Origin of the sequence: Muribaculum intestinale (genome assembly GCF_002201515.1) — a bacterium.
GTDB lineage: Bacteria > Bacteroidota > Bacteroidia > Bacteroidales > Muribaculaceae > Muribaculum > Muribaculum intestinale.
In genome coordinates, this window is sequence record NZ_CP021421.1 from 3,235,269 (window position 1) to 3,251,995 (window position 16,727).

General features: G+C 51.6%; 13 protein-coding genes. 8 read left to right on the top strand and 5 right to left on the bottom strand.

What is annotated here, in order from left to right; all coding sequences use genetic code 11:
* The first annotated feature begins 171 nt into the window (after window positions 1-171).
* The 6 genes from purH (at window position 172) to rodA (ending at window position 7,726) form a co-directional block, all read left to right on the top strand.
* Window positions 172-1,698, top strand: a complete 1,527-nt coding sequence (gene purH / locus ADH68_RS13425) for a bifunctional phosphoribosylaminoimidazolecarboxamide formyltransferase/IMP cyclohydrolase (RefSeq protein ID WP_068960379.1) — start codon at window positions 172-174, stop codon at window positions 1,696-1,698.
* A gap of 69 nt (window positions 1,699-1,767) precedes the next feature.
* Complete coding sequence (locus ADH68_RS13430; protein ID WP_068960378.1) at window positions 1,768-2,787, top strand: rod shape-determining protein; 1,020 nt, start codon at window positions 1,768-1,770, stop codon at window positions 2,785-2,787.
* Between the two features lie 155 nt (window positions 2,788-2,942).
* Window positions 2,943-3,803 carry a rod shape-determining protein MreC gene (gene mreC / locus ADH68_RS13435; RefSeq protein ID WP_068960377.1) on the top strand — a complete coding sequence of 287 codons (861 nt, stop codon included), beginning with the start codon at window positions 2,943-2,945 and terminating at the stop codon, window positions 3,801-3,803.
* A gap of 84 nt (window positions 3,804-3,887) precedes the next feature.
* On the top strand, window positions 3,888-4,397 hold the full coding sequence (gene mreD, locus ADH68_RS13440; RefSeq protein ID WP_068960376.1) for a rod shape-determining protein MreD: 510 nt from the start codon (window positions 3,888-3,890) through the stop codon (window positions 4,395-4,397).
* A gap of 13 nt (window positions 4,398-4,410) precedes the next feature.
* Window positions 4,411-6,276: a penicillin-binding transpeptidase domain-containing protein gene (locus ADH68_RS13445; RefSeq protein WP_068960375.1), complete on the top strand. Its 1,866-nt coding sequence runs from the start codon at window positions 4,411-4,413 to the stop codon at window positions 6,274-6,276.
* Window positions 6,257-7,726: a rod shape-determining protein RodA gene (gene rodA, locus ADH68_RS13450; RefSeq protein ID WP_068960374.1), complete on the top strand. Its 1,470-nt coding sequence runs from the start codon at window positions 6,257-6,259 to the stop codon at window positions 7,724-7,726. The genes ADH68_RS13445 and rodA overlap by 20 nt, the downstream gene beginning before the upstream one ends.
* 13 nt (window positions 7,727-7,739) lie before the next feature.
* Here rodA and ADH68_RS13455 read toward each other — a convergent pair whose 3' ends face one another.
* From ADH68_RS13455 to menD, 3 genes are all read right to left on the bottom strand, one after another.
* Complete coding sequence (locus ADH68_RS13455; RefSeq protein WP_068960373.1) at window positions 7,740-9,839, bottom strand: TonB-dependent receptor plug domain-containing protein; 2,100 nt, start codon at window positions 9,837-9,839, stop codon at window positions 7,740-7,742.
* A gap of 390 nt (window positions 9,840-10,229) precedes the next feature.
* On the bottom strand, window positions 10,230-10,550 hold the full coding sequence (locus tag ADH68_RS13460) for a S41 family peptidase (protein WP_232321536.1): 321 nt from the start codon (window positions 10,548-10,550) through the stop codon (window positions 10,230-10,232).
* 152 nt (window positions 10,551-10,702) lie between these two features.
* Window positions 10,703-12,421 carry a 2-succinyl-5-enolpyruvyl-6-hydroxy-3-cyclohexene-1-carboxylic-acid synthase gene (gene menD, locus ADH68_RS13465; RefSeq protein ID WP_068960371.1) on the bottom strand — a complete coding sequence of 573 codons (1,719 nt, stop codon included), beginning with the start codon at window positions 12,419-12,421 and terminating at the stop codon, window positions 10,703-10,705.
* Window positions 12,422-12,558: 137 nt separating this feature from the next.
* Between menD and ADH68_RS13470 the strand changes: the two genes are divergently transcribed.
* Window positions 12,559-13,035, top strand: coding sequence for a cytidine deaminase (locus tag ADH68_RS13470; protein WP_068962018.1), 477 nt, complete (start codon window positions 12,559-12,561; stop codon window positions 13,033-13,035).
* A gap of 95 nt (window positions 13,036-13,130) precedes the next feature.
* On the opposite strand, the gene ADH68_RS13475 is transcribed toward ADH68_RS13470, so the two are convergent.
* Together ADH68_RS13475 and nhaD are read right to left on the bottom strand one after the other, a co-directional pair.
* Window positions 13,131-13,577: a hypothetical protein gene (locus ADH68_RS13475; protein WP_068960370.1), complete on the bottom strand. Its 447-nt coding sequence runs from the start codon at window positions 13,575-13,577 to the stop codon at window positions 13,131-13,133.
* A 197-nt stretch (window positions 13,578-13,774) separates the two neighbouring features.
* Complete coding sequence (gene nhaD / locus ADH68_RS13480; protein WP_068962017.1) at window positions 13,775-15,100, bottom strand: sodium:proton antiporter NhaD; 1,326 nt, start codon at window positions 15,098-15,100, stop codon at window positions 13,775-13,777.
* 175 nt (window positions 15,101-15,275) lie between these two features.
* On the opposite strand from nhaD, the gene rlmD reads away from it, so the two are divergent.
* A complete protein-coding gene (gene rlmD, locus ADH68_RS13485; RefSeq protein WP_068960369.1) occupies window positions 15,276-16,688 on the top strand; it encodes a 23S rRNA (uracil(1939)-C(5))-methyltransferase RlmD in 1,413 nt (470 codons plus the stop codon).
* The last annotated feature ends 39 nt before the right edge of the window (window positions 16,689-16,727 follow it).

Below are 16,727 nucleotides of genomic sequence, written 5' to 3' on the forward strand. Positions count from 1 at the left end.
ATATGATATCACCATCAAAAGAATCGCAATAAGCTCCCCAAAAAGCCATTGCCGGCCCGAGGCATATACACACGAAAATCTTTTGGAAAATTTTCTCTTCTCACATTATTAAGTACGCGCATTTTTTACTAAATTTGCGCTCTGAATCCGACTATAAAAAAGAATTAACGCATGTCCGACATCAAAAACATCAAGACTGCACTCATCTCGGTCTATCATAAAGACGGCCTTGACGAGATACTCTCCCTACTCCACAACGACGGTGTGAAATTTCTCTCAACCGGTGGCACACAGACATTTATCGAAAGTCTCGGCTATCCCTGCGATGCAGTGGAAGACCTCACCGGCTATCCCTCGATACTCGGTGGCCGCGTAAAGACGCTTCACCCCAAGGTGTTTGGCGGCATACTCAACCGCCGCGAACACGAAGGCGACAAGGCCCAGATAGCACAGTACGAGATTCCTGAAATCGACCTGGTAATTGTCGACCTCTATCCGTTTGTCGACACAGTCGCTTCCGGCGCATCCAACGCCGATATCATCGAAAAAATCGACATAGGCGGCATATCGCTCATACGCGCAGCCGCTAAAAACTACAACGACGTGATAATCGTGGCCTCGAAAGGCCAGTACTCCCCCCTCGCCGAAATGCTCCGCCGCAACGGCGCCAAGTCGTCGCTCGACGAGCGCCGTTGGTTTGCCAAAGAGGCATTCGCCGTAAGCTCGGCCTACGACAGCTCGATATTCAACTATTTCGACCTCGACGGAGGCCCCTCAGCTCTGCGTGTGGCCATCGACGGAGCCAAGACAATGCGCTACGGCGAGAATCCCCATCAGAAAGGATTCTTCTTCGGCGATTTCGAAAAAATGTTCACCCAGCTCCATGGCAAGGAGATTTCCTACAACAACCTCCTCGACATCGACGCGGCCGTTACCCTCATCAGTGAATTCGCCGACCCGACTTTCGCCGTACTCAAGCATAACAACGCATGCGGTGTAGCCACCCGCGCCACCATACTCGACGCCTGGAAAGACGCCCTCGCCGGCGACCCCGTAAGCGCATTCGGAGGAGTGCTCGTGACCAACGGCACCATCGATGAAGCCACAGCCGAAGAAATCAACAAAATTTTCTTCGAGGTAGTCATTGCACCCGCATACACCGACGATGCCCTCAAGGTGCTCCAGCAGAAAAAGAACCGCATCATTCTCGTGCAGAACGAGCCACTTTCGACAAAGATGTCGTTCCGCTCATGCCTCAACGGAGCCCTCGGTCAGGAACGCGACCTCAAGATAGAGACCCCCGACGAACTCAAATGCGTAACCAACCGCGCCCTCATCGGGGAACAGATAACCGACCTCCTCTTCGCCAACAAGATTGTCAAGAACTCTAAGAGCAACGCAATTGTTCTTGCTAAGAACGGACAGCTCTACGCATCCGGTGTAGGACAGACCTCGCGTGTCGATGCCCTGCGCCAGGCCATTGCCAAAGCCCAGAGCTTCGGCTTCGACCTGAAGGGTGCCGTGATGGCTTCCGACGCTTTCTTCCCCTTCCCCGACTGCGTGAAAATCGCCCATGAAGCCGGCATAGAGGCAGTGGTACACCCCGGAGGCTCAATCCGCGACCAGGAGTCGGTTGACTTCTGCAATGCCCACGACATGGCTATGGCAGTGACCGGGTTCCGCCACTTCAAACACTAACAACACATCTCTGTGCATGCTCACGTCCTGCCACGGACGGAGCATGCATATAAAATAAGAAAATCAAAAATGGGTCTATTCTCATTCACAAAAGAAATAGCCATCGACCTCGGCACCGCCAACACCATCATCATTCACAATGACAAGATTGTGATTGACGAGCCGTCGATTGTGGCCCTCGACACCAAGACAGGAAAGCTGCTTGCCGTAGGCACAGAGGCCCAGCAGATGCAGGGCAAGGAGCCTGAAGGCATACGCACCGTACGCCCTCTGCGCAAAGGCGTTATCGCCGACTTCAACGCCGCCGAGCTGATGATCAGAGGTCTCGTAAAAAAGGTAAGCACCAAAAGCAACTGGTTCAGCCCGTCGCTCCGCATGGTTGTCGGCATCCCGTCAGGCTCCACTGAAGTCGAAATCCGTGCTGTGCGCGACTCATCGGAGCATGCCGACGGCCGCGACGTATATATGATATACGAGCCAATGGCTGCGGCCCTTGGTATCGGCCTTGACGTGCGTGCCCCGGAAGGCAACATGATTGTGGACATAGGCGGCGGTACATCTGAAATCGCCGTGATATCGCTCGGCGGAATCGTCAGCAACAAATCCATACAGATTGCCGGCGATGACTTTACCGACGACATCAAAGAGCACATGCGCCGCGCCCACAACATCCGTGTAGGCGAACGCACAGCCGAACTCATCAAGATTAATGTAGGCTCAGCTCTTACCGAGCTCGAAAATCCACCGGAAGACTACATCGTGCATGGCCCCAACCAGATGACAGCCCTCCCTATGGAGGTGCCTGTGAGCTATCAGGAGATTTCCCACTGTATCGAGAAGTCGATTTCAAAAATCGAGGCCGCCGTGCTCAGCGCTCTCGAGCAGACACCATCGGAGCTATATGCCGACATCGTGCGCAACGGCATCTGGCTTGCCGGCGGCGGCGCCCTGTTGCGCGGACTCGACAAGCGCCTTTACGACAAAATCGGAATCCAGTTCCACATCGCCGAGGATCCGCTGCTGGCTGTTGCCCGCGGCACAGGCGTGGCGCTGAAGAATATCGACAAATTCAAGTTCCTGATACGCTGACGCCACATTACGGCAAGCCCTGAAAAGGCGCCGGTATCAGCAGTCAATATTTTCAGGATTATGACTCCGCAAGCCGCCACAGCCGGCTCATGGAGAGCATAATCCTGAAAAAACATTTATTAATCCATCCCCGCTTCACCCCCTGACAGGTATCGATGAGCACCCTATGGGACTTTTTGCTTAAATATAGCCGATGGTTTCTATTCACGTTTTACGTAGTGGTATCTTGCATACTGCTGTTTGATACAAACCCTTATCAGCACTACGTGTGGATGACCTCGGCAGGACGTGTCACCTCGGCTATATATGGTGTCGCGGCCAATGTCACATCGTATTTCCATCTCCACGACATAAACGAGGACTTGCAGAGACGCACCGCCGACCTTGAGCTCGAGGTAATCGGACTGCGCAACCAACTCCGGGCCATGAACGAGAAAGTGTATGCCGACTCGCTCGCCCACGACTCGGTAATGCAGCCGTTCGACTTCATAATCGCTCACGTGATAAGCAACAGCGTATCGCGCACCCACAATTATATCACCATCGAGAAAGGGCGTCTCGACTCGGTAAGACCAGAAATGGGAGTTGTAGACCAGAACGGTGTGGTTGGTATAGTGAATGTAGTAGGTGACCATTCAGCCCGTGTCATCTCCCTGCTCAACCCCAAGATGCGCCTGAGCTGCAAGGTAAAAGGCCGCGATTATTTCGGCTCGCTCGTGTGGGACGGACGCAATCCGGGCGAGGCTGTCCTTGAAGAGATGCCGCGACACGAACGGTTTCGCAAAGGCGACACCATAGTCACGTCGGGATACTCGGCCGTATTCCCCGAAGGTATACCCGTAGGCACAATCATCAGCCACGAAAAGGAGCACGACGACAACTTCTACGCGCTACGCATCAAGCTGCTGACCGACTTCTCCACCCTTTCAACCGTAAGAGTCATCGCCAACGACATGCGCCAAGAACTTGACTCTCTTACCGCAGGAGAGGAAAATGACAGCCGTACCAATCCATGATATGCCACGGCATATTCTCGTATGTCGAAAAAAATACTCTTTAATCCCGAATAACCCACCCACGAGAGTACACCTGCCGCCAAAATGACAAAGACAGCCATACAGTTTACAATCCTATATATAGTGCTCGCGCTCGCCCAGGCTATCGTATTCAACAATGTATGCCTTTTCGGAGCGGCTGTTCCCTTTGTATTCATATATGTGATAATCCGACTGCCGATGACGCTTGCCGTAAACTGGGTACTGACAATCGGTTTTACCCTCGGCCTGGTCGTCGACATATTTTCGGACACACAGGGTATGAACTCGCTCGCGTGCACACTGCTCGCAATGGCACGGCGTCCGATACTGCATCTCTATTTCCCGCGAGAGGACGAGCTCACCATGCCGGAGCCGTCAATACGCTCGCTTGGCCCTGAGATATACGGACGATATCTCTTTACAATGGTGCTCTTCTACTGCACGGCCATATTCCTTATCGAAGCGTTCTCCCTGTTCGACCCTCTCAGGATAATGCTGCGTGTCATATGCAGTACATTCCTCACCTTTCTGCTGCTGCTTGGTCTCGACAGTGTGATATCGCGCGGCAGCTGACTCTCCGCCACCTATGAGAAAAGACTATCAACTTGAAAAAAGAAAATATGTAATCGGGGGATTCATCCTCGTGATTGTGTGCATATACATCATACGTCTGTTAGGCCTTCAGGTAATGGATTCGCGCTACAAGGAGGTTGCCGACAGCAACGCATTCATGCGCAAGACCCTATACCCATCGCGCGGCATGATACGCGACCGCAACGACAAGCTGGTTGTGTACAACCAGCCTGCCTACGACGTAATGATGATTCCCAAAAACGTACAGGCATTCGACACCCTCGACTTCTGCCGTACGTTGGGCATCACCCGCGAGCAGTTTGACCGCAGGCTCGCCGACATGAAGGACCGTCGCCTCAATCCCGGATACTCGGCCTATACACCACAGCGCTTCATCACACACATATCCGCCCAGGACTACGGACGTCTGCAGGAGAAACTCTACCGCTTCCCCGGATTCTTCATACAGCAGCGCATACTGCGGCAATACGACCGCCCCGCCGGCGGCAATATCCTCGGCAACATACGCGAGGTGTCACAGAAAGAAATCGACAACGACGAATATTACGCACCCGGCGATTATTGCGGCGACCTTGGCGTAGAGAAAAGCTACGAAGAGTACCTGCGCGGACAAAAAGGTGTCGAGATTCTTATCCGCGACGCATATGGCCGCATAAAGGGTAAATACGAGAACGGCATACATGACATAGCTCCCGTGTCGGGCCGCGACCTGAAACTTTCAATCGACATCGACCTCCAGGAGTACGGAGAGAAGCTGATGGCCAACAAAATCGGTGCCATCGTGGCCATTGAGCCGGCCACCGGAGAGATTCTCGCAATGGTCAGCAGTCCGACATACGACCCTCGTCTGCTCGTGGGACGCGACCGAGGCAAGCACTACAACGAACTGGTTGCCGACCTCTATAAGCCGCTTTTCGACCGCGCTCTGAAGGGTGCATATCCTCCCGGCTCCACATTCAAGCCCTCGCAAGGCCTCATCCTGCGTCAAGAGAACATAATCACGCTCAGTACGGCCTATCCATGTTACCACGGATTTATCAGCGGAGGCCTTAAGGTAGGATGCCACGGACACGCATCGCCGATTACACTGAAACCCGCGCTACAGACCTCATGCAACGCATTTTTCTGCTGGGGCCTGAAAAGCATGCTTGACAACAACCGCTCGAAATATGGCTCGACCGCCGAGGCGTTCGAGGTGTGGAAACGCCATCTCGTATCGCTCGGCTATGGCTACCGCCTTGGAGTCGACCTACCGGGCGAAGGACGCGGATTCATACCCAACGCACAGTTCTACAACAAAATCTACGGAGAGGGGCGATGGAGCGCCAACACAATAATATCCATTGCAATCGGCCAGGGTGAGATACTTGCCACCCCGCTCCAGATAGCCAACCTCTGTGCCACGATAGCCAACCGCGGATGGTTTGTCACCCCACATATCGTAAAAGAGATACAGGACACCATACTCCCGAAAGAGATAACCGAGAAGCGCGTCCCCACCATCGACCGACAGCATTTCGTTGATGTAGCCGAAGGTATGCGCATGGCCGTGCTCGGAGGCACCTGCCGCCTTGCCAACCTCAAGGATGTGGCCGTGGCCGGCAAGACCGGTACGGCTCAGAACCCCCACGGCAAGGACCATTCGGCATTCATAGGCTTTGCCCCCTACGACGACCCGAAGATTGCAATCTGTGTTTACGTAGAGAATGCCGGGTTCGGCGCCACATATGGTGTGCCTATCGGCTCGTTGATGATGGAGAAATATCTCAACGACTCCATCGCCCCCGAGCGCAAATATATTGAACAACGCATGTTTGAATCAAACACAATCATAAGCAGTGGAGTCAAGAAACACTAACGCATCATCGCTGCTGCGCGGCCTCGACTGGCCGACAGTGATAATATACGTGCTGCTCGTGCTGTGCGGCGTGGTAAGCATCTATGCCGCGAGCTACGACTTCGACAATGCATCCATGTTCTCGTTCGACGAGTTCTCCGGCAAGCAGCTGCGATGGGTCGGCCTGGCCTTCCTGGCCGGGGCCATGATAATGCTTATCGACTTCAGAGTATACGAGGCATACGCCTACCCAATCTACGGTGTGGTGATATTACTTTTGATTGTCACTATATTCATTGCGCCCGACATCAAGGGGTCAAGGTCGTGGCTCGTGCTGGGGCCAATGAGTCTGCAACCGGCCGAGTTCGGCAAATTTGCCACAGCGCTTGCTCTCGCCAAGCTATTCTCATCCTATAATTTCAGTCTCAACGCAAGCGCCTCCAACTACCTGAAAGCCCTGCTGATTATCTTCCTCCCGATATTCCTCATCCTCGCACAGAAAGAGACCGGCTCGGCACTCGCCTATCTGGCTCTGTTTTTTGTGCTCTACCGCGAGGGTATGAGCGGGCTTGTGCTTACAGCCGCACTCGCCACCGTAGTGTTTTTCGTGACGACGATAAAGTATACAGAGACACTTGTGCTCGGTATCCCTTCGGGAGAGGTAGCTGTATTTGTCATGATTGAGGCCGGCCTTGTGGCCATGCTCGCCATATACTGCAAATTGCAGACAGTGGCGCGCAACGTGCTTGTATGGTTTACCGCTACCGGCATTCTGGCATGGCTGCTCGCTGTCTGCGGTGTGGTGATTCCCGGTCTGGTATTCTTTCTGACAGTAATCGGCGCAGCCATAGGCTACATTCTGTTTCAGGCTCTGCGCATACCTCAGCGCGAGATTTTCGTCACCGCCGGTGCGGCAGTACTTTCCATATGTTTTCTGTTTTCGGTCAACAAGGTGTTCAACGACGTGCTTCAGCCCCACCAGCAGCAACGCATCAAGGTGTCGCTCGGCATCGAGGAAGACCTGCGCGGAGCCGGCTACAACGTAAACCAGTCGAAAATAGCCATCGGCTCGGGAGGCACCTTCGGCAAGGGATTTCTCAACGGCACACAGACTAAACTGAAATATGTGCCCGAGCAGCATACCGACTTCATATTCTGCACAATCGGCGAGGAGGAGGGATTTTTGGGATCAGCGGTAGTGCTTCTGCTGTTTCTGGCACTCATACTCCGCATCATCTCGATAGCCGAGCGTCAGCCCACCACATTTGGCCGCGTCTACGCCTATTGTGTGGCCTCCTACCTGATATTCCATATCGCCATCAACATAGGCATGGTCATCGGGCTCTGTCCCGTTATCGGCATCCCGTTGCCATTTTTCAGTTACGGCGGTTCCTCGCTGTGGGGCTTCACCTTCCTGCTGTTCATACTTCTACGCATCGACGCCTCGCGCCGCGAACACCTTATCTATTGACCGTCAACGTCGCTTATTTCAAGATTGCCGAGTCGGCTGTGCCTGAGCCTGAAATCTCGTTTTTGCGCTGTACCTTTTTGCCATATCCGATAGTGTAGGATACGGAAATAGTATATCGCGCATGATGCTGAGTGCCGAATGTAGTGCGGTCAAAACTGTAATATTCGCTTGTGAGGGTTTCTCTGAGGTCTTCCCATGATGTATGAGCAAAATTGTACGCTGACGCACTTATATTCCAGCCATTCTTCCCCCATCCGATTTCAATCTGATATTTTGAAGGAGATTTACTGATAACACCACTGTGAGTCTCCTGATATTTTCCGGGAGTCATATACCATCCGAAAATGTAGAAGCTGTCCAGGTAGTAATTGAGCTGAGCCGTACATGTAAGTTGATTGTCATGCCAAGCATACTCGCCTGTGGTCTTGCGAATCCAGAATTGAGGGCGTAGTTTGCCTACCAGTTTACCTCCGAAAAATTTGCCTGTGGCACTGACCCCGATATATTCGCTGAAATAGTTGCCTCCATTAAAATATTGACGTAGCATAGTGCCGTCGGGACCTGTGGGAGAATAAAGCGTGACACACCGGTCCTTAATCATCCCTAAATAAGCATCAGCCGACAGCTGCCACCGATTGTCTGGCAACCATGTGTATGAAAGCAGTGCGTTTGTGTATTTGTAGTCATTCAGCTCCGGTGTTCCGCGATACCACATAAGTTCATCCTGCTGAAGCATGTTGGGACTCTTTTGTGATGAGCCCGGAAACATTGAACCATAATTGGCAGTGAGATAAAGTTGATGCTTGTCGTTGGGCGACCATGTGGCATTAATATTGGTCTGGGGGAAATTATTGTCGGCATTTACTCCTGAGATTCTGTTTGTCTCCCATATCCACGCCAAACCGGCTCCGACATTCCATTTTTCGTTAAAAACATGCTGATAATTCTGTCCAAGAAAATATATACCGACATCATATTTTTGCTTCGACGGGGAATTGCCATAATAATTAATGATGTTCCAGTCGTGCTGCACTCCGAAATTCGTAAAGAAGCGATTGGCTTTGCCGGGATTCCAGTTCAAATGAAGATATACACTCAATTTGTGAATCTCCTCCTTTGCATTATTTATAATCGAAAGGTCATCATGAGCGGTATAGTCGGAGTTAAGGTCATTATGGCCGTAGGTATAACTGGCATCAACATTCAGCCCCGTCTGCTTTGAGAGCATGAAGAAATATTCCCCGCTGTATTTTAAGGCCCAATCTTTTGACGAGGTTTTTGTGAATGACTCTGTGGAGGGGAACAAAGCGTCGGAGTATGTCAGAGTATTACCGACATCATTCCGTGGCACATTTGTCAGGCTATAGGCTATGCGATTTGATATCTGTATATTCTCGGTGTCATACAATGCTCTGAAACTTATATCATTGCTATTGTTGCGATAACGCCCCAATCTCATTTCAGATACTCTGCTCACATCCTTTGGTCCCATTCCATACAAGTCGGCAAACCTAAAATTCTCAACCGAATTCTGCCCCGTATGCCGATTCGTCAGATATATTTCATCGGCAAATAAGTCGAATGTCATTTTCTTGTATGCAATTTTTGAATATACAGAGCCTTCAGTGCGGTTTACTCCAAACCATTTGTTGGCGTTGAGCTTCGTATAACCACCCCATTCGTATTTCTGCATAACGAAATTAATGACATATTTAGCGCCTTGGAAACGTGCATCAGCCGGATGAGTGTAATACTCGACCTTCTTCACATCCTGCGTTCTCATGCCCTTCAAGTCCTCAGAAGTAGCAGGGATAAAGTCAATGAATACAGACACATCTTGTCCGTGTGCGGTCTGTATCGTCTGACTGACCGGGTCTACGCTAATCTGAGGAATAGACATTTGCGAAAGAAGCGATACAGCGTTTTGAGCCGCGTTTTTCTGACGTACCATAGGTATATAGGTCGACACCTCTGCATTTATGCGCTGATTGGATGCCTCGATTACGACTTCGTCAAGTTGTTGCGCCCTGATAGAATCAGAAGTCTCTGTCTGTGCCCCGGCTGTTGTGGCAACAATGCCGCAAATCATTGTGAGCATAATTCCTTTACGCATCTGAAAATATGATTATTAAACCCCGAAGTAAAGTTATACTATTACCTTACACAAGAGTTTATAGTTCAGCCACTGACTCTGCGGCTGTTGTATCTGATAAAGAAATACGTGAGCCAACTATGCCACGTCATGAGTCGGAGGTCGTAGGAAAACCTTTATCCAAAGATGTGGGAATAGCAGCCCACGCTATACGCGTGAGAACCACTATGCCTACTCTCGGATAAGTCTTGAATTTCCTACGTTCCCGACTACGAAATAAGCATAACGCTTCTTGATTTTCAAAAATGTCGCGGATCGGCTATGCCAATCCGATGGCAAAGATAGTTTTTTTAAGTAAGTCGTAAAAATTATTTTACGACTTACTTACGCTTAATCAGGGAGAGTGCTTTGTCAAGAGCCATGGAGGCCGGTACCGCTATATCGGGCATTGCTCCATGAATAATCTTCATCGGCATTAAGATACCAGAAGCGCTTGAATGAAATGCCACACTCGAGGTCTGACACAGACAGATGATACCAGAGTTTATCACCGTAGCACACACTCATCCCTCCGGTCTCTTCGCCGATAATCGTACCGATATTGCATTCGGCAAACGTCCATGCAAAAGATGCGGCAGCCGAGAAAGTCTTTCCGGATGTCAAAAGGTATACGTTGCCGGCGTAATGACCATCCTCCGGGGCAATCGGCTTGATGAAATCCGACTCCGGCACTTTCAAAGGGGTTCACGGCTCGGCGAGTGACCGACACAATGGACTAGTCGCCCGCCGCGCTTATCATGCACACCTCGGCCGACTCCCATTCGTCAAGCCTCAAGGTCAAGGTATCTATCGGCGAGACAAACAAATGGTATTAAAGGATGTAGTCATTGCAATCCGAGATAGTCGCGCAGTATATTGGCGCTGACATCGCCGGGAGTATTGATGGCAAGAATCACCGGACGGTCGGACGGAGAGAAAAACTCAGGCAGCACAGCGACGAGCTCAGCTTCGGATGATGCCTCAAGATAGGCAAATCCATATGCATCGACCAACTGCCGCAATGGGAACGGCCGGTCGGCAACAAGGAAGCGGTCGAGTATCGGCATCGAGCGTGTAGCGTCGATAAAACGGAATATGCCGCCTCCGCCATTGCACAGCACCGCCATACGGAATGTGGGCGGTATACACGGTGCAGCCAGAGCGCCGATGTCATACTGTGCGCTCATGTCGCCTGTCAGCAACATCGTAAGCCGATTGGGAAACGCCGAAGCAGCGCCTATGGCCGTAGAGGTTGAGCCATCGATACCGCTTACTCCGCGGTTGCTGTCGGCACGCGAGCACTGCAGTGCCGGAAACAGCTGGGCATATCGCACCGATGTACCGTTGGAAAGCTGCAAGGCCGTACCCTCCGGGACGGCATCCATAAGAGTGGACACGGCGCGTAAATCGCTCCATGGCGCAGATTGGAGAAAGTAGGAGTGAATCTTCCTTGCAGAACAGTCGAGCGCCATCCATGCCTCATAATATCCCGACTGACAGCACGCAATACAATCCTCATCTATAACCGACAGCAGTCCGCTGAAAAATGGCGCGGCTTCCATATCGATACGCTGTGTAAGCGACTGGAAACAATCGATAGTCGTGTCGGAAAGGCCCACATGCCAATGTTCGTCGGGATGTACACGCCGCAGATACTGCTTGATAAATCGCGACACTATGGCACCACCGACAGTTATCACCAGGTCGGGACGCATATGGTCGAGCTCGTCCTCCGACATAATGCTTAGCACAGAGTCGATGGCATTGATAAACCGCGGAGAGGAGAGGTTGGATATCGTCTCGGTCATCACCGCTACATTGCCACGTAGCGACAGGCGTTCAAGGGCATCACGCAGAGCCACGTCAGGATTGTGGAATCCGGCAATGACGAGCACCCGCGGCGACGTCGACACAATCGTGGCAAGAGATGCAGCATCGGCATGAGACAGACGCTGGTCGGGCTGTATAATCCCTACGGTGCGCGCAGTCCAGCGTGTGTCATTCCATCCCGCCATACCCCCCAGAGGCGCGTCAAGCTGCACATTTATATGCACCGGAGCCTGTCGGCCCGAAGTGGCGGATATAAGCGCATCGTTGACCATGCGGTTGGCATACCATTGCCGGGTAGGAGCCGAGCAGTCAGCGGGAATATTATAATTTCCCTTTACATAGTTGGCAAGAGCCTCATATTGGCGCAGAGTCTGACTGTCATCCTGGTCAATCCACTCTACCGGGCGGTCGGCCGACACCACAATCAGAGGCACCTTGCGGTAATATGCCTCGGCTACCGCCGGAGCATAATTCAGCAAAGCCGTGCCCGATGTGCAGACAAGCACTACAGGACGCCCTGTCACGGATGCCTTCCCGAGGGCGATAAAAGCAGCACTGCGCTCGTCGATGACAACAGTACAGCGTATTGAGCCGGATGCGCTCAGTGCCATCATCAGCGGAGCATTACGTGAGCCGGGCGACACAACAGCCTCCTCGACACAATGCTTCTCAAGCAGCGATACCAATATGCGGCATGCCTCCTTGTCGGTAGTAACGGTAGTATTCGTTTCCAAAGCTAAAAGGATGGTTAAATTAACTACAAAGTTACAAAAAAGGGGAACAGTGAGTGCGATGTCACATTAAAATAGTATATTTGTCTCTGCCGCCGGTTTTGGCGACAGCAGAAACCAACAATTCAAGTACAAAAGATATGAAACGAATCGATATTGCAGTCCCCGTCACCGCCCTGCGCGACGACGAACTTACAGAGACCGACCGTGTGCTCGTGATGAAAGCGCGCGAAGCCACCTATCGGGCCTATGCACCCTACAGCAAATTTCATGTAGGCGCGGCCATACTGCTTGACAACGGCGAAATCGTCACAGGCTCCAACCAGGAGAATGCAGCCACACCGTCAAGCCTGTGTGCGGAACGCACAGCGGCATATTACGCACACTCCACCTATCCCGACGCAAAGTTCAAGACTATAGCCATCGCCGCCCGCGACACGACGGGGAGCGAATTGGCTGATCCTATTTCGCCATGTGGCGCATGCCGCCAGGCGCTGCTTGAGTTTGAGACACTTGCCGGCCACAACGTGCGTGTAGTGCTTGCGGGTAGCCGCCAGTGCTATGTGCTGGATTCTGTCCACTCTCTGCTCCCGCTCAGTTTCACCCACTTCGAATAGGCACAAAATCTCATATAGCATTCAAGAGGGGGTATCAAGCGACGCTTGATACCCCCTCTTGAATATGACTTTTACACTTATTATTAAACAAGCTTTTAGTCATCATCGTGATGGTGATGGTGATGATGATGATGATTGTAATGCTTCTTCATCTCTTTCTTGTATGCTTTGTAAGCCTTCTTGCGGGCTTTGTGCATATCCTCCATGTAGTCATCGTAATCATCATCATAATCATATCCGACATACATCAATGCCGGAGATGCATAATAATTGTGATGACGCATCTCCTTGCGATAGGCTTTGGCGGCTTTCTTGATGGCCTTGTGGTAATACCTCGGAGCCGGAGTCAGCATCACAGCCGGATGATACGGCTCAACCACGCGAGGCAGTGTAAGCACAACAGGCATGCGCGGAGCGGGATAGAAATTAGACAGATGGAAATTGACACCGTCTGTGCCGGCATCGAAAGAGAAGAATTGCGCTGACGCGCCTGCGGCGCCCAGCCCAATCAATGTAGCGGTAAGTATAACCTGTCGTAACATAACTCTTGGCTAAATTAATGTGTCGTATTGATTTATAAACACCGCGCATAGTCCAATTGTTGAGCCGACCGTTTCGACAGTATGACACATAGCACGTCAGGCGTTGCGCGGACTATCCGCAGCAACGCCTGACGTTATAAGTAAGTCGTAAAAATTATTAAACAAGTTCTTACTTATATCATGACTCCGACAGACTATCAGATATGTATTACAAAAGTCTCAAGCCAAATCATCACCATACCGGCGATATATCCGAGAAAAGCCATCCATGTGATACGCTTCATATACCACATAAACGGAATTTTCTCGATACCCATGGCCACAACACCTGCGGCCGATCCGATAATAAGCATCGAACCTCCCACACCGGCGCAGAAAGTAAGCAAGTGCCAGAACAGGCCATCCTCTACAAACGCCATCATATACGATGGGTCGGCCGAGGCCTGAATCATCGCTTCCGAAGCCACCGGATACATATTCATGCATGCGGCCACAAGCGGCACATTGTCGACAATCGACGACAACACACCGATAATGCCGTTGATGATGTAGGGCTGGTGTATGGCCTCATTGAGCCATGTGGCCAGTGCGGTAAGAATCTTTGCCTCCTGCAGGGCGGCTACAGCCATAAGGATTCCGAGGAAAAACAGGATTGTAGGCATATCTATCGACTTCAGAGCGCCTGAGATACGGCCCTCAATCTTGCCGTCGAGGTTGTAGTGGCGCACCACAAGTTCGGTTATAAGCCACAGCACACTTAGCGAAATCAGTATTCCCATATATGGAGGGAGACCGGTGAGCGCTTTGAACATAGGCACAAAGAGCAGACCTCCTACGCCACACACGAGGATAAGTATCGAGAGGTTGTGGTGCTCTTTGGAGATTTCATATCCTATGCGCTGGTCCTGCGCGTTAAGAGCCTCGACCGGCGCAGGCTGTATCTGGCGCGAAGCGAGGAACACGGGGATTACCACCGACACGATGCAGGGCACGAGAAGGTTTACGATAAGGTCGACGGAACTTACATAATTTTTCATCCACAGCATGATTGTCGTTATGTCACCGATAGGCGACCATGCACCTCCACTGTTTGCGGCTATCACGATGACACAGGCAAACAGCCAGCGTTCCTTCTGGTCGCGCAGCATGCGACGCAACATCATCACCATGATGATGGTCGTCGTCATGTTGTCAAGGATACTCGACATGAAGAAAGCGACAAAAGCGAGCACCCACATAAGTCCGCGCTTATTTTCGGCACGTATGTGCTTTACTATTATATGGAAGCCTCCATAACGGTCGATAAGCTCAACAATCGTCATGGCTCCGATAAGAAACACGACAATCTCACAGGTGTCGCCAAGCGCCACGACAAGATCGTGGGATGTAGCCGGGTCATGAGTGACGAGTGCATAGATAGCCCACAGAACTCCGCACATAAGGAGCGCGAATGTGGCCTTATTGATGTGAATCACATGCTCGAAAGCAATAAGCAGATAGCCTATCACAAAGACTACTAACATAAGTGTTACCATACCGGAATACTGAAATTTAAGGATCTGAATATTGTCTGCGGATAAGCGCCATACCCGCAACCGGCCGACATAATAGGGGGTAAAAAGGGGAAATGGGCAAATCGAGTGCAAAAGTAGCGATAAAATTCATTAATTTTGCAAAAAAATTTCGCAGAAGAAACAGATGTCAAGAAAACGCAAGGAGCTCCCGGTACTGGAGCATATAGAGATAGCCGATGTCGCCGCCGAAGGGAATGCCCTCGCACGTGTAGACGGACTGGTCGTGTTTGTGCCGTTTGCCGCACCAGGCGACATTGCCGACATAAAGTTGCTGAAAAAGCGCAAAAGCTATGCCGACGGCCGCATCGAGCGCCTGATTACTCCCGGAGAGATACGTGTGGCGCCCCGTTGCGACCATTTCACAATATGCGGCGGATGCCGCTGGCAGCATCTCCCCTACTCTTTTCAGCTGCAATGCAAGCAGCGCCAGGTAGAGGATGCCGTACAGCGCATCGCCAAAGTGGATGCGCCGGAAATCAACCCTATTCTGGGTTCGTCGGATATATGGGAGTACCGCAACAAAATGGAGTATACATTCTCCAACAAAAAATGGCTTACACGTGAGCAGCTTGAATCAGGCGAGGAATTCACCGACCGCGACGGAGCCGGATTCCACATCCCCGGCGCATTCGACAAGGTGCTCGACATAGAGTGTTGCCACCTTCAGGACAATCTGGGCAACCGTCTGCGCAACTTCATCCGCGATTACGGCCGCTCACACGGATACACATTCTACGACCTGCGCCAGCAGCAGGGCTTGCTGCGCAACCTGATGGTACGTATCGCATCGACAGGCGAGGTGATGGCTCTGATGCAGTTTGGCGAAGATGACCGCGAGAAAATCGAGTCACTGCTCAACGCCGTAGCGACCGAATTTCCGGAAATCACATCGCTGCTTTATGTTATCAACACCAAAGTCAACGATACTATCGGCGACCAGACTGTAGTGACATTCGAAGGCCGCGACTATATCGAGGAAGAGATGGAGGGACTCCGATTCCGCATCGGCCCGAAATCATTCTACCAGACCAACTCGCGCCAGGCATATGAACTCTACAAGGTGGCCAGAAAGTTTGCCGGACTGTCGGGCAATGAACTCGTCTACGACCTCTATACCGGCACGGGCACCATAGCCAACTTCGTGGCAGAAAACTCCCGCAAGGTAATAGGCATAGAATATGTAGCCGAAGCCATTGAGGACGCTAAAATCAACTCGGCAGCCAACGGCATCGAAAATACCGAATTCTTTGCCGGCGACATGAAAGATGTGCTCACCGACGGATTTATCGAAATCCACGGACGCCCGGAAGTGATGATTGTAGACCCTCCTCGCGCCGGCATGCACGAAGATGTGGTAGGAGTGATACTCAATGCCGAACCTGAGCGCATAGTATACGTAAGCTGCAATCCCGCCACACAGGCACGCGACCTCGCTATGCTCGACGCCAAGTACCGCATAGAGGAGATACAGCCGGTAGACATGTTCCCGCATACAGCCCATGTGGAGAATGTGGTAAAACTGGTGAAACGGGGCTGACCACTCGACCATTGACTACACACTGCGCCCCGGCCCGGG